Origin of the sequence: Psychrobacter sp. 2Y5, from assembly GCF_051847375.1 — a bacterium.
Classification (GTDB): domain Bacteria; phylum Pseudomonadota; class Gammaproteobacteria; order Pseudomonadales; family Moraxellaceae; genus Psychrobacter.
The window spans coordinates 375,541-400,564 of the sequence record NZ_JBPYDA010000002.1 but is presented as its reverse complement, the minus strand read 5'-3'; the positions used below and the strand labels follow the sequence as shown (position 1 = coordinate 400,564).

The window sequence follows — 25,024 nt, the reverse complement described above, 5'->3', positions numbered from 1 at the left end:
GAACCTAAAATTGTAATACAATTTTTTAACGGTTCTCAGTATCGACCTCTACTGACACCGACATACCTGGACGTAGTTTTGCCAGCTCAGGCTGATTTTGTTCTAGATCAATACGCACTGGGATGCGCTGAGCGATTTTTATGTAGTTGCCGGTAGCAGGATTGGCCGCGCCGGCACTGAACTCACTACCAGTTGCCGGTGAGATGCTGCTGACATGACCGTTGAATTTTGCACCGTCTAGCGCGTCAACTCGAATTGATGCAGGCTCACCAATAGCTATATTTGCCACTTGAGTTTCTTTGAAATTAGCGATAATCCAAACGCCTTTGGGTACGATATACATCAGTTGAGTACCGGCATTGACATACTGACCAACTTTTACGCTGACTTGGCTTAATTGTCCTGATTCCGGAGCTTTGATAACAGTGTTGTCCAAGCTGATTTTTGCTTGTTTGGCGGCCGCTTCAGCATTTTTGATATTGGCATCTAATGAAGAGCGACTACTGCTAGTTTTTTTGCGGTTTTCGCGAGCAGCCTGTAGATTCGCCTGCGCTTGTTGTACTCCCGCTTGCGCTTGTGCTAACGCCGCTTTGGTATGAGCAACCTCAGCTTTTGATACAGCGCCGATAGCATCTAAACCTTGATAACGATTGACATCTTCAACAGCACTATCAACGCTTACTTTAGCACTATACAAATCAGCTGCACGCGCTTCGATTTGTGCTTGACTGGTTTGCGTATCCTGAGCGTTGCTGGAACGATTGGTAACGGCCACTTCTATATTCGCCTCAGCTTGCTCGAGCTGCTGCTGAAAGGTACGGTCATCAATTTTGACTAACAAATCGCCCGCTTGCACGTTAGCAAAATCCTCTACCGCAACCTCAGTGACATAACCTGAGACTTGCGGACTGATTACCGTGGTTTGACCTTTCACAAAAGCATTATTCGTTTGCTTCACAACGGGGGTAAAAGGGGGGAGCTTCCAGGCATATAAAATTAAGGCAATGCCGAGAATAATTAAGCCAATGAGTAATGCTAAATTCAGATAAGACTTCTTTTTGGGAGACCAACCTGCCGGAGAGGAGATAGGTTCTTCAGGAGGTAGGGAAGGTGCTTGCGAGTCATCATCTAAATCTGTCTTATCGGCAGCCGGAGTGGTGGTCTTAGAATCTGGAGTAGGGTTGTTTTCTACTGGCGTTTTTGAGTCAAGCTCATTAAGTTTTTCTTGGCTCATAACGCGCTCCTATAGTTTGGCATAAGCATGTGAGTTAGCTTTAATGGCATTGAGTGTTTATTGTTTCAAGTTAACAATATAGTTGTAATATAAGTGATGAGTATGAAGAAAAACATTATTTTTGTTCACGCATTTTTGCTATGGCTGCTAGCTCTTTGGCAAGAGGGTTAATCTTATGGTAACGATTATAGAGATAGCTTATTAATAATATGAGCATGGTTAGGGTAGCGATAGTCGCCATTAAAAAAAATAAATCAGCGTAAGCGGCAACGCTAGCTTGGCGCTGAATACCTTGAGCAATTTTTCCCATGGCCGCTATACTTGCTTGATTCGCGTCCAGCGTTTGAGTAGAAAGTGCTGCACGCGCATCTGTCAGCTGACTCAGCACTCCAGGGTCACCTAAATTGAGTGAGCTGACCATATCCGCATAATGCATCTGAGTACGAATAGTAGTAAAGGCTTGGATGGCGGCGGCACCTGCCAAACCACCCACGGTTTGTGAAATACTAAAAATCACCGAAAAGCTTATAATATAAGCGGGTCCATTAGAGATAGCTCGGAACATCCCTTCAAAAACCATTGGCCCCATAAAATAGACGGCGGCAAAAGCAATAAGAAATTGGCTGAGATAAAACATATAAGGGGCTGAATTTAAAGAAACATCCGTATCCAACCATGCTCCTAAGGCAATCAAAGCTAACGAAAAAATGATCGGACGCCGCAAATCTATAGCTTTGGTAGTAAAAATGCTAATGCTCAAAGCTAGCACGCTGGCGGCTAATATCACGGCATAAAAAGTAATGAGCTGCTCATTCGCGTAGCCAAGATTGGCTAGTAACCCAGCTGCTCCTACATTTTGCTCAGATAATAAAATACGCATCACAGCGCCGGTTATCATAAAGGCAATAATATTGCGGCTACGCATCCAGCGCACTTGCAGCATAGGGTTTTGGCGATGAGTTTCAATCCATAAAGCTATCGAGATAGTCGCGACCGCAATGATTAGAGGGTAGCTCAACCAAGGAGTCGTCCACCATTGAATTCTACCTTGCACTAAGAATACTGCTAAGGCTGCAAGGCCGCTAGCAAAGAAAGCAAAGCTTAAAATATCAAGTTTCTCAAAGACTTTTTCGGTAATACCCGGTGGTAGCTCTAGTAGATTAATCAGTCCAAAGCATATCAGTGCTAGACCAAGCTCAAATAAAAATAAACTCTCAAGTAAGCCATCAGCGGTTAGATAAGGCGAGATGATTCGTGATAATGGGGTGCCAAACTGCAATAAACCAAAACCTAAAATCAAGCCGCTAATACGTTTGGCGCTCGGCATACCTTGAAGGCAGTAAAAAATAGCTAGCACGGTCATAGCACTAGCGACAATGCCACTAAGAGCACGCGCGATAATTTCTAAATGATAAGCATTGATGATAATACCGGTAGTCGTACTCAATAAATGACTACTTACTAACCATTGCAAACTAGTAGCCGCTAATAAAAAAAACAGAGTAATTTTACTAAAGAGCGACATGCCAAATTGCTGACGAATTTTGTATAGCAGCACCGTAATACAAGCATTAGTCATATTATAAGCGACAGATATCCAACCACCCTCTACTGGAGTCAGTCCCATTTCGCCTTGAATTTGGGGTAAGTTAGCGACCAGAAGACCATTTTGAAAACTAGCAGTTAGACCGATGAAAATTCCAATCAGTAAATAAAGGACTTTGCGGCGCGCAGGATGATCAGGATTGGCAGGAGAGCCAACCATAAACGGTTTTTCATGAGGTTTGAACTGATAGTCAATACTCATCAGTGTTTATCAATTTAATTAAGAAGGGTGATAAGAGCATATAGTGCAGTTGCCAAATAAAGTGACCTTACTTCGGTACTATTTTATCATAACTTTTATTAGCGGCTAATAAGCTAAACTAATATTTGAAGGGTGATGGATTATGACCGCAGGTTTTACATTTTTATTAGTCCCCTATAACATATCGACTAATAAGTTCTAAAATGTTAATTGCTGACTAAAGTTTAAAATATATAATAAGATTTACTTTAGCTTTAAATAAAGCCAGTTTAAGGAAAGCAAAATGGATTTTGCCCACATTGTTCCCTCTAGTAACGCACCAAGCGCTTGGCTCGATATGGAAGCCCTCGATCATAATATCAATCTAGTCAATCAAAAAACCCAAGCCGTCAATTTACGCTTAGCGACCAAGTCTATCCGCTCTATTGATGTACTACACTATATCAAAGACAATTCTCCAAATTATGTTGGCCTCATGTCTTATGCTGCCGATGAGTCGGTTTTTTTATTAGAAAACGGCTTTGATAATATCTTATGCGCTTATCCTACTTTAGACAAAGATAGTGTCGCACAAACCTTTAGCTATACCGATAAGGGCGCGAAAATGGTTTGGATGGTTGATCGCCCTGAACATGTCGTGATACTCAATCAAGTGGCAAAAGACCATGCAGTAATCGTCGAGATTTGCCTCGATATAAATATGTCTATGCCGTTACCTAAGCTATATTTTGGCAGCAAACGCTCCGCACTTATGAGTAAAAAAGACGTTAAAGCTTTGCTCAAAATCATAAAAAAATGCCCGCAGGTTAAACTAACTAGCGTCATGGGTTACGAGGCGCAAATTGCAGGCTTGGCTGAGCACGTACCCGGTAAAACCCTGCTGACCCCTGCCATCCGTTTGCTTAAACACCGCTCCAAAAAGCAGGTCAGTCAACGCCGTAACTCGATAGTCGCTTGGCTAAAAAAACAAGGCTATGCTCTAGAGTTAGTCAATGGCGGTGGTAGCGGTAGTATGGATTTTACTTCAAGCCAAGCTGAAGTTACTGAGATTACGGTCGGCTCCGCTTATTATAAGCCTGCTTATTTTGATTATATGGAGACTATGCAGGAGTTCAAACCTGCGGCAGGATTTGTGTTACCTGTCACTCGCCACCCTGAAAAAGGGGTAATCACTTGTCATGGTGGCGGCTTTATTGCTTCAGGCGCGGTTGGTGCGGATAAAATACCGGTCGTTCATTATCCAAAATACTTATCGATACTGGCCGATGAGGGTTTTGGTGAAGTGCAAACGCCTATGGCTATTGATAAAAGAGCTACTGCTATCAATATTGGCGATTTTGTATGGTGTCGACACGCCAAAGCAGGGGAGCTAAATGAACACTTTAATGAGCTCGTTTGCTATCGGCAATCTGGTTCAATCACGATAGCTCATGCCTCAAAGGATAAAAAAGGACTTAAAACTATGATGACTTACCGAGGAGCGGGACAATGTTTTCATTAACCGAGTGGCAGCGCAGTAATAAATGGCAAAATTGGGTAGGTTACGTCAGCGCTGAGCCTGAGCAAAAGCTAACGCCTTCCTCAGTTAAAGAGCTACAAGAGATCGTCAAAAAAGCTCGCGCTGATAACAAGCGCGTCAGAGTCACGGGAGCCGCGCACTCTTTTAGTGGCTGCGCTAAACCTGAAGAGATCGCTATTAGTTTGCATCATATGCGCGGGTTGATTTCAGTTGATAAAGACGCGAAACAAGCCACGCTACATGCAGGGACTTATTTATCGGAGATAGGCGAGGCGTTAAGAGAGCATGGCTTGGCACTTGAGAACATGGGCGATGTGCAAGAGCAGACTATCGCAGGTTCAGCCAGTACCGCAACCCACGGTACAGGTCTAAGCTTAGGCTCTATCGCTAATCAGGTCATCGCTTGGGAATGGGTGGATGGCAAAGGAGAGCTATACACTCATCAAAGAGGCGAGGCACGAACTGATGAGCTTGGTAATGCCTTGCATGCTAGCCTTGGCATGCTCGGAATCTTTACCAAGCTAACTATTCAAGCCGTTGACTTGTATGGTCTAGCTGAGCGTAATGAAGTGTTGGAGTTTGAAGAGGGCTTAGCGCGCTTTCGTGATCTGGCGCAACAGCACCGCCATCTAGAGTGGTTCTTATTTCCCGGCACCAATAAACTGCAGCAAAAAACCTTATCAATCATTGCGCCAAAAGCGATGACAGGCTGGCAAAAATTTAAAGACCAATTCGATAGCAAAGTCACTTTAAATGGCGCTTTTTATTTATTGTCTGAGATGGCAAGAATGAATCCAAAGTGGACAAAAAAAGTCAGCCAAATCTCAGCCGACTCCATTCCTAATACTAAGCGAGAAGGCTATAGCTATGAGGTGTTTCCTACGCCGCGCGGCGTTAAATTCAACGAGTCAGAATACTTTATAAAACTCTCTGATTTTGACGCTTGTATCTCCGAGGTCAATAGTATTTTATTGCAAGGCAATAAAGGCTCGCACTTTCCTATTGAAGTACGTACTCATAAAGGAGAAACCGGTATGCTCAGTCCGACGCAAGGCGCGGACTGCGCGGTACTGTCTTTTCATGTCTATAAAGGTATGGATAGTGAGCCATTGTTTAACTGGCTATATGAGTACATGAAAAAGTGGCAAGGCCGTCCACACTGGGGCAAAGTTAATAAGTTAAGTGCTGATGAACTGCACGCTCTGTATCCTGATCTAAAACGCTTTTTAGAAATTAGAAAACAGTACGATCCTGATAACGTCTTTATGAATAGTTGGCTTGAGCAGAAGTTTTTAAATCAAACCGCTTGTTAAAGCCTGATACTCAAATCATCTGAACACTCCTAGAATGTCCATAAAAAAAGATAGCTCAAGAGGAGCTATCTTTTTTTATGGACATTCTATAGTTTATTACCAGCTATAAACACTCATCATTCTACTTCATTATATTAGGCTGTACAGACTCATCGTAATTGTCTTCAAGCCTCATAGCACGCTGATAGCTGTCTAAGCTGGCAAGTTGTAATGCATACTGTTTAACATGCACATAGTCGTCCAGTACTTTGCTTTGCGCCATGATTATCAAATCAAAAGAGAGCATAAAATCAGCGCCACTAAGCTTATTGGCAACAATATAAGATTTGTTTTTTACTACTTTGTCTAAGTAACTTAGCAAATTATGCTTTTCCCTTTTTATATAAGGGCCTAAATATTTATCATCACTTCTAATCGCGTTTTTGGTAAGGACTTCTAGTAGCGTAGGTACCATTAATGAGCTTTCAGCAAAGTGAATCCATTGTAGGTATTCGCCATACTCGTTACTATCGACCGCAGGGCGCAAACGCTCAGGAGCAAAACGCTCGATCAACAGCTCAGTAATCGCTCCCGACTCTGCTATGAGTCGCCCATCCAATTCTATTACTGGAGACTTACCTAAGGGGTGTACTGCTTTGAGACTATCTGGCGCCATAAAGGTTTTTGCATCACGTTGATGACTGAGAATCTCATAAGGAACGCCCAGCTCCTCTAATAACCAAAGAATACGCATGGAACGTGATTGGTTAAGGTGATGCAAACGAATCGTAGTATTAGGTTTAATACTTAATCTCCTTTAAGCTTGTAATTTATTAATCAAACGTTTGGCCGCTTCTTCTGAAGACGCTGGGTTTTGACCAGTGATGAGCAGCCCATCTTCAACCACATAAGCCTCCCAGTCGCCTGCTTTTTGATAGTTACCGCCATTAGCTTTGAGCGCATCTTCTACTAAGAAAGGCACGACATCGGTAAGGCCAACAGCGTCTTCTTCTGAGTTGGTGAATCCGGTGACAGTTTTACCTTTTACTAAATATTCACCATCGACTTTAACGTTCTTAAGCGCTGCAGGAGAATGACAAACAAAAGCAACCGGCTTGTCTTGCTGTACAAAAGTTTCAATCAAATTGATTGAGTCTTTATCGACTGCTAAATCCCATAGTGGACCATGACCACCGGGATAGAATACGCTATCGAAGTCTTCTGCTTTCATATCCGCCAGTTTTTTGGTATTGGCAAGGTGCTTTTGCGCCTCGCTATCTTCTTTGAAGCGCGTTGTATCTTTGGTTTGAGCGTCCTCAGTATCGCTACTAGGATCAAGCGGTGGCTGACCACCAGCAGGAGAGGCGAGGGTGACATCAACCCCAGCATCAATAAAAGCATAATAAGGCGCGGCAAATTCTTCTAGCCAAAAGCCTGTTTGCTTACCGGTATCGCCTAATTGGTCGTGTGAGGTTAGTACCATTAAAATTTTCATAATTATCCTTATTGTAGTTTTATTAAAATTTTTAGATTAACTGGTCTATGACTTGATAGGTATCAAAACACTTTGTTAAGTTAATCAATCGAGTCACAGTACAGTATCAGCTGTTGATTAGACGACATCCGCGACTTTGACGACGGTTTTACCAAAGTTATCGCCATTGAGCATTCCTACAAAAGCGTCAGGAGCTTGGTCTAAGCCATCAGCGACATGCTCTTTGGTTTTGACTTTGCCCGAGGCTACCATCTCGCTCATGGTTTTTAGGAATTGAGGGAAGTGATCGCCGTACTCTTCAAAGATAATAAAGCCTTTGACTGTCATACGCTGTCTTAGTACTAGACCCATCAATACACTTAAACGGTCTTTACCATCTGGTAGTTCAGTAGCATTATATTGTGACACTAAGCCGCAAACTGGAATACGCGCATGGGCATTGAGTAGCGGCATGACCGCATCAAACACTTTACCGCCGACGTTTTCATAATAGATATCGATACCATTAGGGCAAGCGGCTTTTAGCTGCTCAGCGAAGTCATCTGCATAATGGTCAATACACGCATCAAACCCGAGCTCATTGACAGCAAAATCACACTTCTCCTTGCCGCCTGCCACACCGACAGTGCGCGTACCGTAGGTATTACCAACTTGTCCGACCGTAGCGCCAACTGGGCCTGTAGCCGCAGCAACCACTAAAGTCTCACCTTCTTGCGGTTTACCGATATCGGTCAATCCCATATATCCAGTAAAGCCTGGCATACCTAAGACGCCTAAGCCATAAGAAGGATTTGCCATGTTTTTATCAAGTTTTAGCACGCCTTCGCCATCACTGATGCTATAATCCTGCCAGCCTGAGTTTGATACCACTAAATCGCCCTCAGCAAATTTATCGATATTGGACTCGACTACTTGTGCCACAGTCGCGCCCATAATGACATCACCGACTTCTAGTGGGTCGGCGTAGCTCTTAGCATCGCTCATACGTCCCCGCATATAAGGGTCTAATGAGAGATAGACAGTACGCAGTAGCATCTCATTGCTACCTACTTTGGGTATATCGTTAGTCGCCATCTCAAAGGTATCGGCTTTTGGCTCACCTGTAGGACGACTGGCTAATTTTATTTGGCGGTTTTGTTGTTTATTTTGTTGTTTATCAAAACTCATAAATGATTTCCTATTCTATTTATTGTCTATTAGGTCTGTATCAACAACAATAGAGCTCATTGTTGTGTACAAAAACTGCTAAATGCTTTGTTTGTTAAGTAGCAAAAAATCTTTTCTTAACTACCCATACTAGCAACCTATAGAGTCTCACTACTATGGGCTATTAGGGTTAAAGCGTTACGAAGCTTTGCTAGTTGTTGCCCGCTCTAGAATACGGCGAGAAACTTCTAAATCATTTTTGCCATGCTCACCCAATTTGACCATTCTATGCGTCTCTAACTGCTTGATGATAGGTTCGATAGCGGAGTCATCAAGATTGGCATCAGCCAAACTTACTGGTAAACCAAGATCACGGAAAAACTCTTCAGTGCGAACGATAGCAGCTTCTATGACCTCGTCATCGCTTTGCTGATTATCAGCTTCAAGATTCCAGACATTACGAGCGTACTGTAGTAGCTTGTCTTTTTTACTGTCTTTTAACTCGCGCATTACTGACGGCAATATAATCGTCAACGTACGGGCATGATCGATAGCGTGTAGTGATGTCAGCTCATGACCTATCATGTGCGTGGTCCAATCTTGCGGCACGCCAGTACCAATCAAGCCGTTAAGGGCCATAGTCGCCGTCCACATGATGTTTTTGCGCGTTTCCATATTGTCGGGATCGGCTTTGACTGCATGACCTTCTTCGATAAGAATTTTGAGCAGACTCTCAGCGAAGGCGTCTTGTACTTTGGCATTGACAGGATAAGTCAGGTACTGCTCCATAACATGTACAAAAGCATCTGCGACACCATTCATGACTTGGCTATCGGGTAGGGTAAGGGTTTTAGCAGGATCTAAGATAGAGAACTTAGGAAAGGCAAGCGGATTACCAAAAGGCAGTTTAGCTTGACGTTCGCTATAGTTGACTACGCCGCCTGAATTCATCTCAGAACCCGTTGCTGGAATGGTCAATACCGCACCAAGGTCCACAGCTGAGTCTAATTTTTTGGTATAACCAATCAACGCATCCCAGGCTTTCTCACGTGAGACCGTACCATCTTCTTCTTTTAAGGAAGACACTAAGGCGACAAATTTACTGCCATCAATGACTGAACCGCCACCAACCGCTAAGATAAAATCGATGTCATGCTCATTCACTTGATCAGCCGCTTTTAGCAAAGTAACAAATTCTGGATTGGCCTCGATACCACCAAATTCAAAAACTTCGCGATTACCGTTCGCTGATAAGGCCGTTCTAACCTCATCCAAAGTACCAGTGCGCTCAGCTGAGCCGCCACCATAAGTAATAAGGACACGAGCATCAATCGGTACGAGTTCTGAAAGTTGTTTGATTTGACCTTCACCAAAGACGATACGTACTGGATTGTAGTATTGAAAATTATTCATAAAAATCCCAAATGATTATTGTGGTGTTTTTCAGTGTGAATTGAATAGTTATAAGAGGTACTTTTCTAAAAGCTTCGACTAACCGCTATTTAATGAGTAGCGATAAGTAGCTATAAACTATCTTTTGATGAATAGCATTGTACAGCAATTAGACCAGTCGTCTAGTAAATGAGGTGAGAAAATACTATACAGTTACAAAACCCTACAAGAAGCGATGGCTCCTATGATATTACACGGATATTAAACGCGTACTGATAAAGTTCTCTTAGCGACCTAGTTGAATAGTTGTCATCTGCCATACTTCGGCTAATGGTGTATTCGTTTTACTAATTTTGGCTATTAAGCTAGCGCCTAACCAAGTGAAGTACCAACGCTTAGCTATGCTCTCAGCAGAGACGTTATCCAGCTTAGGGATTGACTGATCGTTCCAACCGGCTTTGATTTGTTCTGTTAACCAACGAATCGTTTGTTGATAGCCATTATGCAAAGCTTCTCGCATAGGCTCTGAGATATCAGCCACTTCAGCGCTTAATTTGACTACCAGACACTTTTCATGATCACAGCCGTTTTGCTGGGTGTCATACCAATTCTGAAAATAGTCATAGAGTTTTTGTTGAGCATTACCATCTTCATCAGCGATAAGGTCTAAGCGTCTTTTATAACGAGTGAAGTAGTGGGTAATGATTGCTTCACCAAAGGCTTCTTTGGAGGTGAAGTAATGATAAAAAGAGCCTTTAGGCACCCCTGCAGTGTCAAGGATCTGCTTGATACCTACCGCTGTAAAGCCTTTATAGGCGATAAGCTGGTAACCCGTATCTAGCAGATGGGTCTTAGTGTTGGATAAAGCGGTAGCAGAGACCTTATTATCCAAAGAGGGTAGTGAGTCAGGATTATCAGGGGTAGACATGAAAGCTATGTTCTCCTTATTTTTATAATTTTGCTTATATCAACGTTATATTTTTAGTCGGTTTGATTGTATTGAGTTTTTGCAAAATGCACTGATAGCAAAAAATCGGTTATAAGAATAGTTTGTAAAATTATAGTTTGTAAAAGTTACGTTCAATCAACAAACTTTAATGTGAAGTTATCTTAGTTTTATAAAAGCTATGTTAACATTAGACCAGTCGTCTAGCAAGTTAGCTTTTGTATTGCCCAATTAATCGATATTACAAATCTCTTGCTAGCGTCACCAATCAAAAATAAAAATCTAAAATCAATAAAAAGGATACACCATGTCAAATAACACTAATGAAGGTGCTAATACAAGCGCGTATAGCGATTTTGACTTGCAGTATATTGCAGGTGAATGGCAAAAAGGTCAGGATGAGAGCGTTAATACCAATATTAATCCCTTCAACGGCGAGACTTTAGTCAAGATTAAGCAAGCCACAGAAAAACAATTAGATGAAGCTTACAAGGCTGCAAAACAAGCGCAACTAGAGTGGGCTAAGACCATGCCCGCTGAACGTGCAGGCTTGCTTTATAAAGTCGTTGACATCTTAGATAAGCGTCAGGAAGAAATCGTTGATTGGTTAGTCAAAGAGTCGGGCAGTACCCGTATCAAAGCGATGGTCGAGTTTGGCAGTGCGCGCGCTATTACTGTTGAAGCGGCAACTTTTCCCAATCGTATGCATGGTGAGATTCGCCCCTCAAACATCCTAGGTAAAGAAAACTTCGTTTATCGCGAGCCTATTGGCGTAATTGCTGTGATTAGCCCATGGAACTTTCCGCTGCATTTGACTCAGCGCTCTATCGCTCCTGCTATAGCTTTAGGTAATGCGGTGGTACTGAAACCTGCTAGCGATACGCCTATCACTGGTGGTTTATTATTAGCGAAGATATTTGAAGAGGCTGGTCTACCTAAAGGTTTACTCAACGTAGTAGTGGGTGCTGGTAGCGAGATTGGTGATGCTATCGTCACCCATGATATTCCAAGCTTTGTCTCCTTTACCGGTTCAACCGCAGTTGGTAAACACATCGGCGAGCTTGCCAATGGCGGCGATACTATCAAACCGGTGGCGCTAGAGCTTGGTGGTAATAACCCGTTTGTGGTGCTAAAAGATGCGGATCTAGATAATGCGGTAAAAGCGGCAGTCTTCGGTAAGTTCCTGCATCAAGGTCAAATTTGTATCGCTATCAACCGTATCATCGTTGAAGATGCTATTTATGATGAATTCGTTAAGCGCTTCGTTGAACACGTAAAAACGATCAAGGTTGGCGATCCTAACGATGAGGACACCGCTGTTGGTCCTATTATCAATAAAGATCAGCTCGATTCTTTAAAAGATAAAATCGCTAAAGCTAATGATGAAGGAGCTAAGACATTACTGAGTGGCGAGATTAAAGGTCAAATAGTGCCACCGCATATCTTTACCGACGTTTCTGCCGATATGGACTTATTCCGCAATGAAATCTTTGGACCATTAGTGGGTATTGTCCGCGCTAAAGATGAGGACGAAGCACTTAAACTGGCTAACGATACTGAATATGGCTTATCAAGTTCGGTATTTACGACGGATATGGAAAAAGGCTTACGTTTCGCGCGTGGTATCAGAGCAGGTATGACCCATGTTAACGATATCACCGTCAATGATGAAAGCAATGCGCCCTTTGGTGGTGAGAAGAACTCAGGTATTGGCCGCTTTAATGGCGAGTGGGTCTTAGAAGAGATGACGCGTCTGCATTGGGTGTCTTATCAACATCAGCCGCGTAGCTACATGTTTTAAGATATTTTGAGCTTTTTGGTAATTATTTTAAGCTTTCTAATGAAGAGTTTAACTAACAAAAAGACTGCCCTAGAGCAGTCTTTTTTCTTAATAATATATATTTTATGAGTTCACAGCCTACAATTATTTATCTTAATGATGAACCTGCTACTTTAAGTTAAAGCCCAAAATGGACTGTATCTCTTCTACGCTGATATTCCTAACTAAAGCTTGCTCTTCTACGCTTAAACGATTGGTGTGCTCTTTAATCAAAGTATAAATACTGCGGGAAATCTCAGCGGTAGAGGCATAGTACATTTGCGGCTCTTCGCGGGTCAGCTGAGTCAAAAATCTATTGATGATTTTACGTTTTTCAGTGGCGGCATTGTCTTCGCTCATAATATTTTCCTAATTATAATTATTGCTCTTCGATCATTTAATCAGTCCGCACATATAGAGTCAATGTCTATCAGTGGTATAACGCTGATGATTTGTTAAACATGCTTTGATAGCCTTAAGTCGAAAGAGCTAGCAGGAGTTACCATTTTGACGGTAACGGATAATTTGATATTGAATAAATTATAACATTCATTTAAAATGAATCTTTATTAATTATCCTTTAAGTCAAACACTAATAATAAGCTGAACGCTATGCAATCAATTAAGTTACCAACGCAGCCACCAAGCTCACCGCATCCTATCCTTAATCTCAGCTTTCGCATTTTCTTTAGCGGCGCGGCAGTTTTTGCAGTAGTAGTAATGACTTTATGGGTATTGGTTTTTACTGGACATACCGATATCGACGCACAGACTTTGAATCCGTTATATTGGCATGGTCATGAGATGATTTATGGTTATGCCTTGGCGGTGGTCGCAGGGTTTTTATTGACCGCCGTGCAGACTTGGACTGGGGTTAAGATGCCTTATGGCTACAAGCTGCTAGCTATTTTTAGCTGTTGGTTGATCGCACGCTTAAGCTGGCTTGCTTTTGGTTTAGGGTTTGATTTTGGTGGTGGCTCAAGCTTATTATACCTAGCGGCTATATTTGATATGCTATTTGTTGGTCTGATGGCCATTGTGGTTTTTCGAGCGGTCTTGCAAGTTAAGCAGTATAAGCAGATGGGGATTCTGGCAAAGCTTGCGCTACTAACGTTAGGTAATGGGCTATGCTATTGGGGCATCTTTACTAGTGATATGACTATCACTAAGATAGGCGTCTATCTAGGGTTTTATCTGGTTATAGGGCTCGTATTGACCATAGGCCGGCGAGTGGTGCCGTTCTTTATCGAGCGTGGACTGGCCCATGACGGTATTGTTATCAAAGTACGCAATAGCAAATGGCAGGATATTCTAAGCTTAGCTTTTTTCTTAGCCTTTTTTATAGTCGATCTATTTTATTCGAATAAATATCTGCTCACTATCGCCGCTCTAGGGGTTGCCCTAATTAATATCGTACGCTTAGCTGGTTGGTATCATCGCGGTATCTGGCAAAAGCCGCTATTATGGTCGCTATATCTTGCGTTTTTGGGCATGTGTCTAAGCTTTCTATTGTATGCACTACAGCCTTGGCTTGGCTTTAGCCATAGCATTGCCGTACACGCCTTATCTATCGCTGGTGTTGGTATGATGACGTTGGCGATGATGGCACGAGTATCGCTTGGGCATACGGGGCGCAATATTCATCAGCCACCAAAGAGTGTGAATGCGATGTTAGCGCTAATGGTGTTAGTATTTGTCAGCCGCATCTTTTTACCTATCATCGCTACTGAGCATTACTTATTATGGGTTATGATTGCGCAAGGCGCTTGGATCGGCTGCTTTATACTATTTTGCATCAGCTACTTACCGATGCTATCCAAGCCTAGACCAGATGGTTTGTTTGGCTAAATTTTGATTACTACCCAAAGGAGCGCTTGCCCATGAAATTGACCAATTATAGTGATTACGCGCTGCGCTCCTTAATTTATCTAGCAGTAAAGCCCGAACCGCAAGCTTTGGCCAATATCAGTGATATCGCTAATAGCTATCAGATATCCAAAAGTCATTTGACAAAGATTATTCATCAGTTGGGCCAGCTTGGCTATATAGAGACGATTCGCGGTAAAAATGGCGGTATCAGGTTAGCTAAATCGCCTGAGAGTATTAATTTAGGCATACTAATCAAGCAAATAGAGCCTGATTTTGCGTTGGTAGAATGCTTTGCGGCAACCGTACCTAAGGTTGATAACACCGAGCAACAAGGGTTACCGATAACCTTGATTGATGAGACGGCTAACGAGTCCTCATCACTTACAAAACAAGGCTGCGTCATCAGTCCTGCTTGCCGATTGAAAGGCGTTTTTTTTGAGGCACTGACTGCCTTTGTTAGCGTTTTAGAGGGCTATACTTTAGCCGATATTATTAATAACAAGGTGGAGTTAGCGGCTTTGTTATCTTAGGTTGTGACAGATTTTACGAGCTTATTAAGCCACACAAAAAAGGCTGCCAACAGGCAACCTAAAATGTAATTCTATTTTCAAGTGCTTTAAGGTTTTAGCGCTCTAAGCTACTGCGCTTTTTCAAGCTTAGGACGGGCACTATCAATCGTTTTTAATAATGTCTCTTTAAATTGACCTTGCTCAAATTTGACTAAATGCGTATGTGCGGCGCAGAAGTTTCGCACATCCCAATCTTGAGCCAATTGCGTGGCCCAATCACAATACTGTTTAGCCGCATCAGGCTCATCTTTAAGCGCTTTTTTGGTATCGGGTTGTAATAACACTTCGGGTAGTACCGCATCTAGGAGCTTGATTGGTGGGGTCATAAAAGTGTCATCGACGTGCAAGCTTTTGCTCGCTGGATGGTAGACCAATAGCGAACCGGCGTGTACTGAATCATCAGGCGCAATGTAATAGATGCCTTTTGGCATAGAGAATTCCAACTCAGGATAGCGCTTAGCGACCGCTTCGCTCTCAACCAAATCGTCTGACCAATCTACATTTGGCGCTTGCTCAGGATGACGGCGACTGCCATAGAAGGTTGCTTGCGGGAAGTCCTTTGCCATCTGTTCGCAGTGTACGGTATGAAAAGGATGCACGTTTAATACTGCTTCGACGTCTTGACCGTCATTCGTTAGCTTCATCACCGTATCTCGAACGTCATCTTTTAGCTCATAGCTGTCCAAAAAGATGAATTTGCCCGATGCTAGCTTGATTAGCGAGCACTGCGCACCGACATCGAGAACGCCGCCAACTTTAAAAGAGCCGCGTATATTCCAAAATCCTGCGCCTAAATCTTTGATTTCATCTGCCATTGTCATCATCCTTATTTATTAATAATTGTGAATTATTTCAAATTTTATAGCACTGCAAATAAGGGTAGGGGATGACAAGTTTAATTAATAGTTAGGCTTTGTTATCCCTTGTGGGCTTAATATTATTTAGTCTCTCTATCTAATATCAGAGATATCGAGCTTAAATGTTATACAAAAAACGATACTTTATACAAATAGCGATATAGTGTATGAGGGGACTGCTTTATCTTAAACATTATGGTATAAAAGTGAATGACTAACCTAAATAACTTAAATAGTCTTAAACTTAACTCCAACGAGATAGCCTCATGTTTAAAATAAAAGTAGAACGCATTGTAAAAAAACCGATTAATGAGGTTTTTGAAGCGATAAGTGATCATGCCAGTTATGGGTCGTTTAAGGCGGTAGGTACGGCGAAACTAGTAACTGAAGGCGATGACGAGCGTAATGGCATTGGTGCTTTACGAACCATTCAAACGGGACCAGTCAAATTTTGGGAGCGCATTACTGCGTTTGAGCGTCCCACTCATATGCAGTACAAAATTGAAAAAGCTAAGCCAGTTAAAATGAAACACGACAGAGGGAGCATTGATCTAAAAGATTTAGGAGATGGCACTACGCAGGTGATTTGGATATCTGAAGGTCGATTAGTGATACCACTGCCGTTGATTGGCCGCTTGCTTGATCGCAAAATGCAAAAACAAGGTACAGTAGGGTTTAACAGTATACTTAAAGCAATTGAAAGCCGCTAAACAATAGTCGCTAAGATAACGGCCTTCAGATTAATCCTAAGTTAATACTGACTTCATTGTAAGCTTAATCCTCTTTATTTTTAGCCGCTTCAAGCTCATTAAAGCGCGCTAATTGCTCGGGGGTAGCCTTTTGCTGATACTTCTGTTTCCACTCAGCATAGGGCATCCCATACACAAGCTCACGAGCGTCTTCATAGTCGATATCGATACCACGCTCCTCGCCAGCCGCTTTATACCATTTGGACAAACAGTTGCGACAAAAGTCAGCTAGGTTCATCAGCTCAATATTTTGTACATCCTTACGCTCGTCTAAATGGGCTAATAACCGACGAAATGCCGCGGCTTCTAATTCGATGTTGGATTCTAATTTTGCCATAAAGTTTTTCCTAATCCTTGGTGCGTATTTATAAAGGGAGAAGCTTTAACTTAACCTAAGTATTCTCAAGCTTAGGACGAGCTTTATTCACTGCCTTGAGTAAAGCTTTTTCAAATTCACCTTCTCTGAATCGAATTAAGTAAGAGTGCGCTGCACAGAAGTTGCGAACGTCCCAGTCATGAGCGATCTTAGTTGCCCAATCACAATATTTTTTGCCTGCATTTGGCTCGTCTTTAAGGGCTTTTTTGGTAGTAGGGTGTAGCATTATCTCTGGCAACACTTTACCTAGTAGCTTAGTTGGCGGACTCATAAAAGTATCATCGACGTGCAGACTTTTACTAGCAGGATGATAAGCCAATAAGGAGCCGGCGTGAATCATCTCATTAGCATGAATATAATCGATGCCTTGTGACATAGAAAATTCAAGCTCAGCATAACGCTCAGCGACCGCTTGGCTTTCAACCAAATCCTCGCTCCACTCAACCTCAGGGACTTTTTTGGCGTGGCGAGCACTGCCATAAAAGGTCGCCTGTGGAAAGTCTCGAGCCATCTGCGCGCAGTGAATAGTATGAAACGGATGCACATTAAGTACCGCTTCTACATCTTGACCGTTATTAGTCAATGCCATCACTTTATCGCGCACTTCACCGGTAAGCTTATAGCTGTCTAAAAAGATAAACTTGCCTGATTCTAATTTGACTAGCGAGCACTGCGTACCAATATTGATGACACCGCCAAGACGAAATTCACCGCGTATATTCCAAAACCCTGAGCCTAAATCATGAATATTTTCTGACATTTATTTCTCCTAATTAGTAATTGTTTAAGTCAATGATATACCGTTTAATACTGTCAAATAAGTAGTTTGCAAATTAATCTGCTTCTAAAGTCGAGCGAGCTTTATTAATAGTTGCTGTTAGTTTTTCTGCAAACTCGCCAGTTTCAAACACTACCAATCCTGAATGTGCTCCGCAAAAATAGCGCACATCTTGCCACTCATGGGCAAGCTTGATGGCCCAATCACAATAGTCTTGACCAGCATTTGGCTCGTCTTTTAGCGCTTTTAAGGTAGTGGCATGCAAGTTAATATCGGCTTGTACCTCGTTAAATAATTTAGATGGCGCAATCTCGAAGGTGTCATCGACATAGAGACTTTGGCTGGCAGGGTGATAAACCAATAGCGAGCCTGAGTGTACCGAATCGTCAGGGGATATGTAGTCAATACCTTTTGGTAATGAGAACTCAAGCTCAGGGTAGCGCTTGGCTACCGCGTCGCTCTCTACATAATCCTCACTCCAATCGACCTCTGGTACTTGCTTATGATGGCGGGCGCTGCCATAAAAGGTAGCGTGCGGGAAGTCTTGGGCGACGCGGGCACAGTGTACAGTATGAAAGGGATGGACATTGAGCACCGCTTCGATATCTTCGCCATCGTTAGTCAGAGCCATGACTTGTTCTCTAACTTTATCGGTCAGCGTATAGCTGTCTAGTAGGATAAATTTACCAGAAGCTAATCGTACTAGTGCCGATTGATTGCCAATATCGATCATCTCGTCTCTGACAAAGGAGCCGCGAATATTCCAAAAGCCGTGACTTAAGTCGTGTAGTTGATCTTTCATTTATTATAATCCTCAGCCCAAAAACAATAGTTGTAAAAACAGCAGTTGTAGAAACAGTGGCTGTAGAATACTGCTTATACAACTAGGTTCTAAAGCTCGTTTTTATTAGTCATAAAGTGAGGTTAATCATACTGAAACCGATGAGCCATTGCAGTATTTTTCACCATTACTATACAAGGCTTACAGACAGTTAGCATGGTCATAGCTTGAGATGCGTGAGCTATCGCTATAATTTTCATTGTCACATAAAAATTTATCAAAGCGTTTGTCTTCGTTAATATAGCGCTGCATCCAAGCGATAATTGGTTTGCTTAGCAGGATCTCATTAAAGCGGTAGCTTGGACAAAAGTGGCTAGCATTGTTGACCTCGACCTTCATTTTCGGGCCTATAGCTTTATCATAAAAAACACTGCCATATTTTTTATTACGGGCGATACGATCAAATTCGCAAGCGATGACTAAGGTTGGCGTACTCACCTCGCCGTAGTCTTGGTCATGATAAGGCGCTAAGGGCACGATAGCGCGAACCTCTTTGCGGACAGTAGCTAGTTTCAGTGCACCGCCGCCGCCCATAGACCAGCCAATAGCGCCTAATCGATTGGGATCTACTATCGGGCCTACGCTGTTATCGCTGATGATGGTATCTAAAGCTGCGCTGAGTTGTTCGGCGCGGCTATCAGGATTGTCATAGATAGAGTTGGTATTGATGGTCATGACGACAAAGCCCCAAGAGGCCAATCTTGGCCCTAGCCATTTGATTGACGATTCATATGAGACGAAGCCTGGCACTACTGCGATGGCGGCAAGCAAGCCGCAGCCGCTGGCATTAATCGGATAGTGAATAGTACCGCCACCAAAACCTGTAGCGGATTGGCGTGGTATGTCTTTGCTACTGATAGTGAAGGGGCCATTGCTCTGCGCCTGCGATAAATTATCAACGGTAATATCACTGTCAGCAATACAGTTGGTAGCGGTCGCCAAAGGCAAGGTTAGAGAAGAAGGGATACTTGGTTTCTTTATTGATTTTGCTGATACCTTAACACTCTCATTGGCTCGCACGACTTGTTCTTCAGTGATAGTCATGTCAGCCATCGTCGTTACAGAAACTAATGATGCTATGAGAGCGACAACTATGTTTAATCTTATCGTTTTTGCGAATTTGACGCTTATGGAGTTAGCGTTTGTAGGCTCAATGGTCATAATGAAGAATTCTTGTTAAAAGAAGAGTTTGGGACGTATAAATTTTTCTGGCGTACTGTGCCTGCGCAGACAGCGGCTACGTAACTGATATTTAAAAGCAAGCATCCCAGTCCCGCTATATTATTTTTATACTGAACTTGCTATAGCTTAAAAAAACGATAACACATAAACGCTTAGCTTCGCCTAGGAGCGTGATACCATAATATCTGTTTGCTAGGCTAAATACTTAGCCAAAACTAGTCAAAATAGATCTACTTTTCTAACCACGCTTGTGAAGAGCGTCATAACAAATCAGAATTTTGTGAATAAAAATAATACTCTAAGCTTACCCTCCGAAAGTGATTCGTTCTACAAACCTTCTTTAGTGCTCAAACTGACTATCGGTTTGATTGGGATGTTTGCTTTTTTGCAAGTGTATTCTATCCAAGCGATTCTACCGGTATTAGTGACAGATTTTTCTGCCACTGAGGTGCAAGCGGGCATGGTCGTTGGCGCCACTATCTTAGCCATCGCTATTATGTCGCCATTTTTAGGTATGCTGTCGGACGCAGTAGGGCGCAAGTCGTTTGTTGTCGGTGCCTTGCTATTTTTGACCCTGCCTACTGCGCTGATTGCTCAGAGCACGACTATCGAATGGATAGGGCTATGGCGTTTTATACAAGGCTTGTCAGTTCCAGGTATTACCGTGGTCATTATTGCTTATATCGGTGAGGAGTTTGAAGGGCAAAGCGTGACCGGGCTGATGTCTTTTTATGTCTCAGGCTGCGTGCTCGGCGGCTTTATGGGCCGGTTTTTACTGGGTCATTTGCATGAGTTTTTTGGTTGGCGTCAGGCTTACTATGTACTAGCGGCGTTGACGTTGATTAGTGCACTGTGGGTGGCAAAAACGCTGCCTAGCTCGAAGCATTTCGAGGCCAACCCTAATTTTCGCTCCGCTATAAAAACGCTTGGCTCGCATCTGGTCAATCGCTATGTGGTCACCGCCTGCTTGCTTGGCGCTTGTGTGCTGTTTTCACTGGTAGGCTGCTTTACCTTTATCAATCTATATTTAGCCGAGACCCCTTATAGTCTAGGTACTGGCGCTCTAGCTAATATTTTTGCCGTCTATTTGATAGGGGTAGTTATTACGCCATTATCGACTATTCTACTGCGCCGCTTTGGCTCAGCGCGCACGATTATCGTTGCAGTCATTATCTCGATGCTTGGGGTGTTGTTGACGCTAGCGACACCGTTATGGCTGATTGTTATAGGCCTTGGGGTTATGTCTTCAGGGGTGTTTGTCACGCAGTCGGCGACCATCAGCTATATCGCGGTCAATGTCAAACAAGGCCGCTCGCTCGCCTCAGGGCTGTATTATATGTTCTATTATGCAGGTGGCACGCTAGGGGCTTGGCTTTGTGGCTTGGCCTATGCTTATGGTGAATGGCAATTTACCGTATGGATATTACTGTTAGTGCAAGTTTTAGCGTTACTTATCGCAAGTTTCGGCATGATAAAAACCAAATCACAATCTGCTTAATTCATTATAGAGTCAGTCTTATCACTAGTAAGCAGCATCGGCAGTAGGCAGTTAAGTTTTTGAATGAGGTTATTCTTAAATTACGCAAGCCTACTTTACATAACAAATTATTTTTTCTACCATCGAAGAGGTCATTTCAGAGTTTGAAAAGAGCCTAGTAGCCTACCTATAACTCATCAAATACTATAAATAACAAGGAAGCTCATTTATGTCAAATGCTTATCATAGCGCTCCATCTGCTTACGATTATCCGCTGATTATCAAGCAGCTATTGAACCGTGCTAAGACGGTATCGCAGGATCAAGAGATCATTTATGCCGATAAAAAGCGCTTTACTTACAGCGAGTTTTTTACCCGTGTCAATCGCTTAGCCAATGTCTTAGACGGTCTTAATTTAGACGCAGGTGATGTCATCGCTGTTATGGATTGGGATAGTCATCGCTATCTTGAGTCCTATTTTGCCATTCCGATGTCTGAGTATGTGCTGCAAACGGTCAATATTCGTCTGTCTCCTGAAAAGGTGCTGTATACCGTCAATCATGCCAAACCAAAAGTACTCATGCTCAATTCAGAATTTGCGCCTCTAGTTAAAGACTATCAGTTCGAAAACTCCAGTATCGAGCATATTATCTGGCTTGATGATAATGGTACAACAGTCGAGGGGGTATTTGGTGATAACCAAAGCCGTGTCACAGGCGAGTACGAAGCGTTATTAGCAGACGCCAGTGATGAGTTTGATTTTCCAGACTTTGATGAAAATACCATTGCTACCACCTTTTATACTTCAGGAACTACGGGTAACCCTAAAGGCGTATTCTTTAGCCATCGTCAACTGGTGCTGCATAGCATGGCGGAGGCGGCAACCTTAGGTATGCTTCCAGACAAGCAAGGCGTAAGCTATGGCGATGTCTATATGCCGATGACGCCGATGTTCCATGTGCACGCGTGGGGCTTTCCTTACACCGCGACGATGACAGGCCTCAAGCAAGTTTATCCGGGCCGCTATGCACCTGATACTTTGCTCGATCTCATTATCAATGAAAAGGTCAGTATCACCCACTGCGTACCAACGATACTCCAAATGGTGCTTAAAGAAGCCCAAGATCGCGGTAAAAGCTTTAATGGTCTAAAAATGATCATCGGCGGATCACGATTGACCGAAGGCTTAGCCAAAGCGGCTCTCGAGCAAGATATCGAAGTGTATACCGGCTATGGAATGTCAGAGACCGCGCCGCTCATTGGCTTAACTGAATTCACTATCAATGAGCCTGAAATGAGTCTTGATGAAGATATTAATCGCCGCTGTATGTCAGGCAAACCTGTGATGATGGTCGATGCGCAAGTGTGGAATACCGATAACCAGTCGGTCGGCACAGGTAAAGAAAACACTGGTGAGCTAGTGCTACGCGCGCCTTGGCTGACGCAGAGCTACTTTAAAAACGACGATGCCGGTACTGAGCTGTGGGAAAATGGCTATATGCATACCCAAGATATCGCTTATATGACTAAAGAGGGCTATTTCAAAATTACCGATCGTCTCAAAGACGTCATTAAGTCGGGCGGCGAGTGGATATCATCACTAGAGATTGAGACTATTTTATCATTGCATCCAGCGGTAGCAGATGTCTCGGTCATTGGCGTTCCTGATAAAAAATGGGGCGAGCGCCCTGTGGCACTTATCGTGCTCAAACCTAGTCATCAAGATACGACAGCTGAGGACATCATGGCTGTCGCTGAACAAGCAGTTACCAAAGGCATCATTCCTAAATACGGCATTCCTAGTGAATTCCAATTCGTGGATGATCTACCTAAGACCTCAGTCGGTAAACATGATAAAAAAGTCATGCGTGACGAGTATAGCGAGCAGAATAACAGCTAATCATCTTGCAAGAGGTTAGTACTAACCCTTTGCAAAGTTCTTTATTAGTGTCAAAAAGCTCATGAGTATTCATGGGCTTTTAAATTTAACAAGTAATGTATATTTACAAATAGTGAGTCGCTGTAAAGCGCTTGACCCTAAATTGACATTATTGCTATAGTCGATGACCATCGAATTCTCAATCTGCTACTCACTAAAACCTCAATAGCTATTTTTGTCACCTATTTTCTGATGACTCAAACAAGATAAGGATATCTTATGCATCACGTTAAACAGCTCATCAATGGTCAATTTACCCAATCCAAAACTGACGAGTGGATAGATATCACGGATCCTGCGACCCAAGAGGTAATCGCTAGAGTACCGCAAACTACTAATGATGAGATTAACGAAGCTGTCGCCACCGCAAAAGCCGCTTTTAAGACTTGGCGCAAGACGCCTATCACTACTCGTGCACGTATTTTCTTGAGATACCAAGCGCTCATTCGCGAGCATATGGACGAGTTGGCTCAAATCCTAACCGCTGAGCAAGGTAAAACTATTGCCGATGCGCGCGGCGATGTCTTTCGCGGTTTAGAAGTCGTCGAACATGCCGCTGGTATTGCCAATTTACAAATGGGAGACTTTGTCGAAAACGTCGCCTCAGATGTCGATACTTATAGTATTTGGCAGCCTCTTGGGGTTTGTGCGGGTATCACGCCATTTAACTTTCCTGCGATGATTCCACTTTGGATGTTTCCGATGGCTATCGCCACGGGTAATACCTTTATCTTAAAACCCTCCGAGCAAGACCCTATGGTCACTATGCGCTTAGTCGAGCTAGCCGTTGAGGCGGGCGTACCAGAAGGGGTGCTAAACGTCGTCCATGGTGGCAAACCAACCGTCGATGCCATCTGTGATCATCCTGATATCAAGGCCGTGTCTTTTGTCGGCTCCACCGCAGTTGGCAAACATGTCTATGAGCGTGCTAGCCAGTCAGGTAAACGTGCTCAGTGCATGATGGGAGCTAAGAACCATGGCGTTATCTTGCCAGATGCCAATAAAGAGCAGACGCTGAACCAGTTAGCAGGGGCTGCCTTTGGCGCGGCAGGACAGCGCTGCATGGCGCTATCGGTGGTGGTATTAGTCGGCGCGGCAGGCGAGTGGATTGATGAGATCAAAGCCAAAGCCGAAACCTTAGTAGTCTCTGCTGGCAAGAACGATAAAGATCTAGGCCCGCTCATCTCACCCGCGGCAAAAGCTCGCGTTGAGCACTTAATCGATACGGGCGTCGAAGAAGGCGCTAGCTTGATATTGGATGGTCGCAGTATTAAGGTCGAAGGATTTGAAAAAGGTAACTTCGTTGGACCGACGATTTTTGATCATGTCACCAGCGACATGCAAATCTATCAGCAAGAAATCTTCGGCCCTGTGCTCTGTATTATGCGAGTCGATAGCTTGGATGAAGCGATAGAACTACTGAATGCCAACCCAAATGGCAATGGTACCGCTATCTTTACCCAGTCAGGAGCCGCCGCGCATAAATTCCAGCAAGACGTGATGGTCGGTCAAATTGGGATTAACTTGCCGATTCCTGTACCGCTACCTATGTTCTCTTTCTCAGGCTCACGGGCGAGCAAACTTGGTGATTTAGGCCCTTATGGCAAGCAAGCCGTGCAGTTCTATACCCAAACCAAAACCGTCACGGCGCGCTGGTTCGATGATGAAGCGAGCCGTGGTAAAGTGAATACCACCATCTCAATGTAAGCTGCATTTTGCCTCACTATTTAAGGATAA

General features: G+C 43.3%; 22 protein-coding genes. 9 read left to right on the top strand and 13 right to left on the bottom strand.

The features are described 5' to 3' along the window. Positions 1–25: 25 nt before the first annotated feature. Entirely contained in the window at positions 26–1,234 is a 1,209-nt protein-coding gene (locus tag ACS8E3_RS03555; RefSeq protein ID WP_439241287.1) for an HlyD family secretion protein, read from the bottom strand. A gap of 115 nt (positions 1,235–1,349) precedes the next feature. Next, entirely contained in the window at positions 1,350–3,041 is a 1,692-nt protein-coding gene (locus ACS8E3_RS03550; protein WP_439241285.1) for an efflux MFS transporter permease, read from the bottom strand. 283 nt (positions 3,042–3,324) lie between these two features. Here ACS8E3_RS03550 and ACS8E3_RS03545 point away from each other — a divergent pair, with 283 nt between their 5' ends. Continuing rightward, the gene (locus ACS8E3_RS03545; RefSeq protein ID WP_439241283.1) at positions 3,325–4,542 is read left to right on the top strand and encodes an alanine racemase; all 1,218 of its coding nucleotides are present in this window, start codon (positions 3,325–3,327) and stop codon (positions 4,540–4,542) included. Beyond that, positions 4,530–5,873, top strand: a complete 1,344-nt coding sequence (locus ACS8E3_RS03540; protein ID WP_439241281.1) for a D-arabinono-1,4-lactone oxidase — start codon at positions 4,530–4,532, stop codon at positions 5,871–5,873. Before ACS8E3_RS03545 ends, ACS8E3_RS03540 begins: the two co-directional genes overlap by 13 nt. A gap of 121 nt (positions 5,874–5,994) precedes the next feature. On the opposite strand, the gene ACS8E3_RS03535 is transcribed toward ACS8E3_RS03540, so the two are convergent. The 5 genes from ACS8E3_RS03535 to ACS8E3_RS03515 all read right to left on the bottom strand — a co-directional run bounded on the left by ACS8E3_RS03535 (position 5,995) and on the right by ACS8E3_RS03515 (position 10,813). Continuing rightward, positions 5,995–6,657, bottom strand: coding sequence for a glutathione S-transferase family protein (locus ACS8E3_RS03535; protein ID WP_439241355.1), 663 nt, complete (start codon positions 6,655–6,657; stop codon positions 5,995–5,997). 12 nt (positions 6,658–6,669) lie between these two features. Then, on the bottom strand, positions 6,670–7,347 hold the full coding sequence (locus ACS8E3_RS03530) for a type 1 glutamine amidotransferase domain-containing protein (RefSeq protein WP_439241279.1): 678 nt from the start codon (positions 7,345–7,347) through the stop codon (positions 6,670–6,672). A 117-nt stretch (positions 7,348–7,464) separates the two neighbouring features. Beyond that, positions 7,465–8,514 carry an NADP-dependent oxidoreductase gene (locus ACS8E3_RS03525; RefSeq protein WP_439241277.1) on the bottom strand — a complete coding sequence of 350 codons (1,050 nt, stop codon included), beginning with the start codon at positions 8,512–8,514 and terminating at the stop codon, positions 7,465–7,467. Positions 8,515–8,691: 177 nt separating this feature from the next. After that, a complete protein-coding gene (locus tag ACS8E3_RS03520; RefSeq protein WP_439241274.1) occupies positions 8,692–9,906 on the bottom strand; it encodes an iron-containing alcohol dehydrogenase in 1,215 nt (404 codons plus the stop codon). Between the two features lie 265 nt (positions 9,907–10,171). Then, on the bottom strand, positions 10,172–10,813 hold the full coding sequence (locus ACS8E3_RS03515; protein WP_439241271.1) for a TetR/AcrR family transcriptional regulator: 642 nt from the start codon (positions 10,811–10,813) through the stop codon (positions 10,172–10,174). 325 nt (positions 10,814–11,138) lie between these two features. On the opposite strand from ACS8E3_RS03515, the gene ACS8E3_RS03510 reads away from it, so the two are divergent. After that, positions 11,139–12,632, top strand: a complete 1,494-nt coding sequence (locus ACS8E3_RS03510) for an aldehyde dehydrogenase family protein (RefSeq protein WP_439241269.1) — start codon at positions 11,139–11,141, stop codon at positions 12,630–12,632. Positions 12,633–12,779: 147 nt separating this feature from the next. On the opposite strand, the gene ACS8E3_RS03505 is transcribed toward ACS8E3_RS03510, so the two are convergent. Then, positions 12,780–13,010, bottom strand: coding sequence for a hypothetical protein (locus ACS8E3_RS03505; RefSeq protein WP_439241267.1), 231 nt, complete (start codon positions 13,008–13,010; stop codon positions 12,780–12,782). Between the two features lie 252 nt (positions 13,011–13,262). Between ACS8E3_RS03505 and ACS8E3_RS03500 the strand changes: the two genes are divergently transcribed. Then, entirely contained in the window at positions 13,263–14,498 is a 1,236-nt protein-coding gene (locus ACS8E3_RS03500) for an NnrS family protein (RefSeq protein WP_439241264.1), read from the top strand. A gap of 32 nt (positions 14,499–14,530) precedes the next feature. Then, positions 14,531–15,049, top strand: coding sequence for an Rrf2 family transcriptional regulator (locus tag ACS8E3_RS03495; RefSeq protein ID WP_439241262.1), 519 nt, complete (start codon positions 14,531–14,533; stop codon positions 15,047–15,049). A 107-nt stretch (positions 15,050–15,156) separates the two neighbouring features. Here the strand turns inward: ACS8E3_RS03495 and ACS8E3_RS03490 are convergent, their stop codons facing one another. Continuing rightward, positions 15,157–15,903, bottom strand: a complete 747-nt coding sequence (locus tag ACS8E3_RS03490; RefSeq protein WP_439241260.1) for a hypothetical protein — start codon at positions 15,901–15,903, stop codon at positions 15,157–15,159. A 308-nt stretch (positions 15,904–16,211) separates the two neighbouring features. Here ACS8E3_RS03490 and ACS8E3_RS03485 point away from each other — a divergent pair, with 308 nt between their 5' ends. After that, a complete protein-coding gene (locus ACS8E3_RS03485; protein WP_439241258.1) occupies positions 16,212–16,655 on the top strand; it encodes an SRPBCC family protein in 444 nt (147 codons plus the stop codon). A 64-nt stretch (positions 16,656–16,719) separates the two neighbouring features. Here ACS8E3_RS03485 and ACS8E3_RS03480 read toward each other — a convergent pair whose 3' ends face one another. The 4 genes from ACS8E3_RS03480 to ACS8E3_RS03465 form a co-directional block, all read right to left on the bottom strand. Further along, positions 16,720–17,031, bottom strand: coding sequence for a DUF1244 domain-containing protein (locus ACS8E3_RS03480; protein WP_439241256.1), 312 nt, complete (start codon positions 17,029–17,031; stop codon positions 16,720–16,722). Positions 17,032–17,086: 55 nt separating this feature from the next. Further along, positions 17,087–17,830, bottom strand: coding sequence for a hypothetical protein (locus tag ACS8E3_RS03475; protein WP_439241254.1), 744 nt, complete (start codon positions 17,828–17,830; stop codon positions 17,087–17,089). A 73-nt stretch (positions 17,831–17,903) separates the two neighbouring features. Continuing rightward, a complete protein-coding gene (locus tag ACS8E3_RS03470) occupies positions 17,904–18,650 on the bottom strand; it encodes a hypothetical protein (RefSeq protein ID WP_439241252.1) in 747 nt (248 codons plus the stop codon). Positions 18,651–18,830: 180 nt separating this feature from the next. Then, positions 18,831–19,733: a dienelactone hydrolase family protein gene (locus ACS8E3_RS03465; protein WP_439241250.1), complete on the bottom strand. Its 903-nt coding sequence runs from the start codon at positions 19,731–19,733 to the stop codon at positions 18,831–18,833. A gap of 418 nt (positions 19,734–20,151) precedes the next feature. Here ACS8E3_RS03465 and ACS8E3_RS03460 point away from each other — a divergent pair, with 418 nt between their 5' ends. The 3 genes from ACS8E3_RS03460 (at position 20,152) to ACS8E3_RS03450 (ending at position 24,994) form a co-directional block, all read left to right on the top strand. After that, positions 20,152–21,369 (top strand): MFS transporter, encoded by a 1,218-nt coding sequence (locus tag ACS8E3_RS03460; RefSeq protein ID WP_439241248.1) that lies wholly within the window; start codon positions 20,152–20,154, stop codon positions 21,367–21,369. 208 nt (positions 21,370–21,577) lie between these two features. Continuing rightward, positions 21,578–23,248, top strand: a complete 1,671-nt coding sequence (locus tag ACS8E3_RS03455) for a fatty acid--CoA ligase (RefSeq protein ID WP_439241246.1) — start codon at positions 21,578–21,580, stop codon at positions 23,246–23,248. Between the two features lie 258 nt (positions 23,249–23,506). Next, positions 23,507–24,994: a CoA-acylating methylmalonate-semialdehyde dehydrogenase gene (locus tag ACS8E3_RS03450; RefSeq protein ID WP_439241244.1), complete on the top strand. Its 1,488-nt coding sequence runs from the start codon at positions 23,507–23,509 to the stop codon at positions 24,992–24,994. The last annotated feature ends 30 nt before the right edge of the window (positions 24,995–25,024 follow it).

Bases quoted from the DNA above. Each gene is read 5' to 3' on its own strand.
- ACS8E3_RS03555 (WP_439241287.1), bottom strand. From the start codon at position 1,234: ATGAGCCAAGAAAAACTTAATGAGCTTGACTCAAAAACGCCAGTAGAA.
- ACS8E3_RS03550 (WP_439241285.1), bottom strand. From the start codon at position 3,041: ATGAGTATTGACTATCAGTTCAAACCTCATGAAAAACCGTTTATGGTT.
- ACS8E3_RS03545 (WP_439241283.1), top strand. From the start codon at position 3,325: ATGGATTTTGCCCACATTGTTCCCTCTAGTAACGCACCAAGCGCTTGG.
- ACS8E3_RS03540 (WP_439241281.1), top strand. From the start codon at position 4,530: ATGTTTTCATTAACCGAGTGGCAGCGCAGTAATAAATGGCAAAATTGG.
- ACS8E3_RS03530 (WP_439241279.1), bottom strand. From the start codon at position 7,347: ATGAAAATTTTAATGGTACTAACCTCACACGACCAATTAGGCGATACC.
- ACS8E3_RS03525 (WP_439241277.1), bottom strand. From the start codon at position 8,514: ATGAGTTTTGATAAACAACAAAATAAACAACAAAACCGCCAAATAAAA.
- ACS8E3_RS03520 (WP_439241274.1), bottom strand. From the start codon at position 9,906: ATGAATAATTTTCAATACTACAATCCAGTACGTATCGTCTTTGGTGAA.
- ACS8E3_RS03515 (WP_439241271.1), bottom strand. From the start codon at position 10,813: ATGTCTACCCCTGATAATCCTGACTCACTACCCTCTTTGGATAATAAG.
- ACS8E3_RS03510 (WP_439241269.1), top strand. From the start codon at position 11,139: ATGTCAAATAACACTAATGAAGGTGCTAATACAAGCGCGTATAGCGAT.
- ACS8E3_RS03505 (WP_439241267.1), bottom strand. From the start codon at position 13,010: ATGAGCGAAGACAATGCCGCCACTGAAAAACGTAAAATCATCAATAGA.
- ACS8E3_RS03500 (WP_439241264.1), top strand. From the start codon at position 13,263: ATGCAATCAATTAAGTTACCAACGCAGCCACCAAGCTCACCGCATCCT.
- ACS8E3_RS03495 (WP_439241262.1), top strand. From the start codon at position 14,531: ATGAAATTGACCAATTATAGTGATTACGCGCTGCGCTCCTTAATTTAT.
- ACS8E3_RS03490 (WP_439241260.1), bottom strand. From the start codon at position 15,903: ATGGCAGATGAAATCAAAGATTTAGGCGCAGGATTTTGGAATATACGC.
- ACS8E3_RS03485 (WP_439241258.1), top strand. From the start codon at position 16,212: ATGTTTAAAATAAAAGTAGAACGCATTGTAAAAAAACCGATTAATGAG.
- ACS8E3_RS03480 (WP_439241256.1), bottom strand. From the start codon at position 17,031: ATGGCAAAATTAGAATCCAACATCGAATTAGAAGCCGCGGCATTTCGT.
- ACS8E3_RS03475 (WP_439241254.1), bottom strand. From the start codon at position 17,830: ATGTCAGAAAATATTCATGATTTAGGCTCAGGGTTTTGGAATATACGC.
- ACS8E3_RS03470 (WP_439241252.1), bottom strand. From the start codon at position 18,650: ATGAAAGATCAACTACACGACTTAAGTCACGGCTTTTGGAATATTCGC.
- ACS8E3_RS03465 (WP_439241250.1), bottom strand. From the start codon at position 19,733: ATGACTATCACTGAAGAACAAGTCGTGCGAGCCAATGAGAGTGTTAAG.
- ACS8E3_RS03455 (WP_439241246.1), top strand. From the start codon at position 21,578: ATGTCAAATGCTTATCATAGCGCTCCATCTGCTTACGATTATCCGCTG.
- ACS8E3_RS03450 (WP_439241244.1), top strand. From the start codon at position 23,507: ATGCATCACGTTAAACAGCTCATCAATGGTCAATTTACCCAATCCAAA.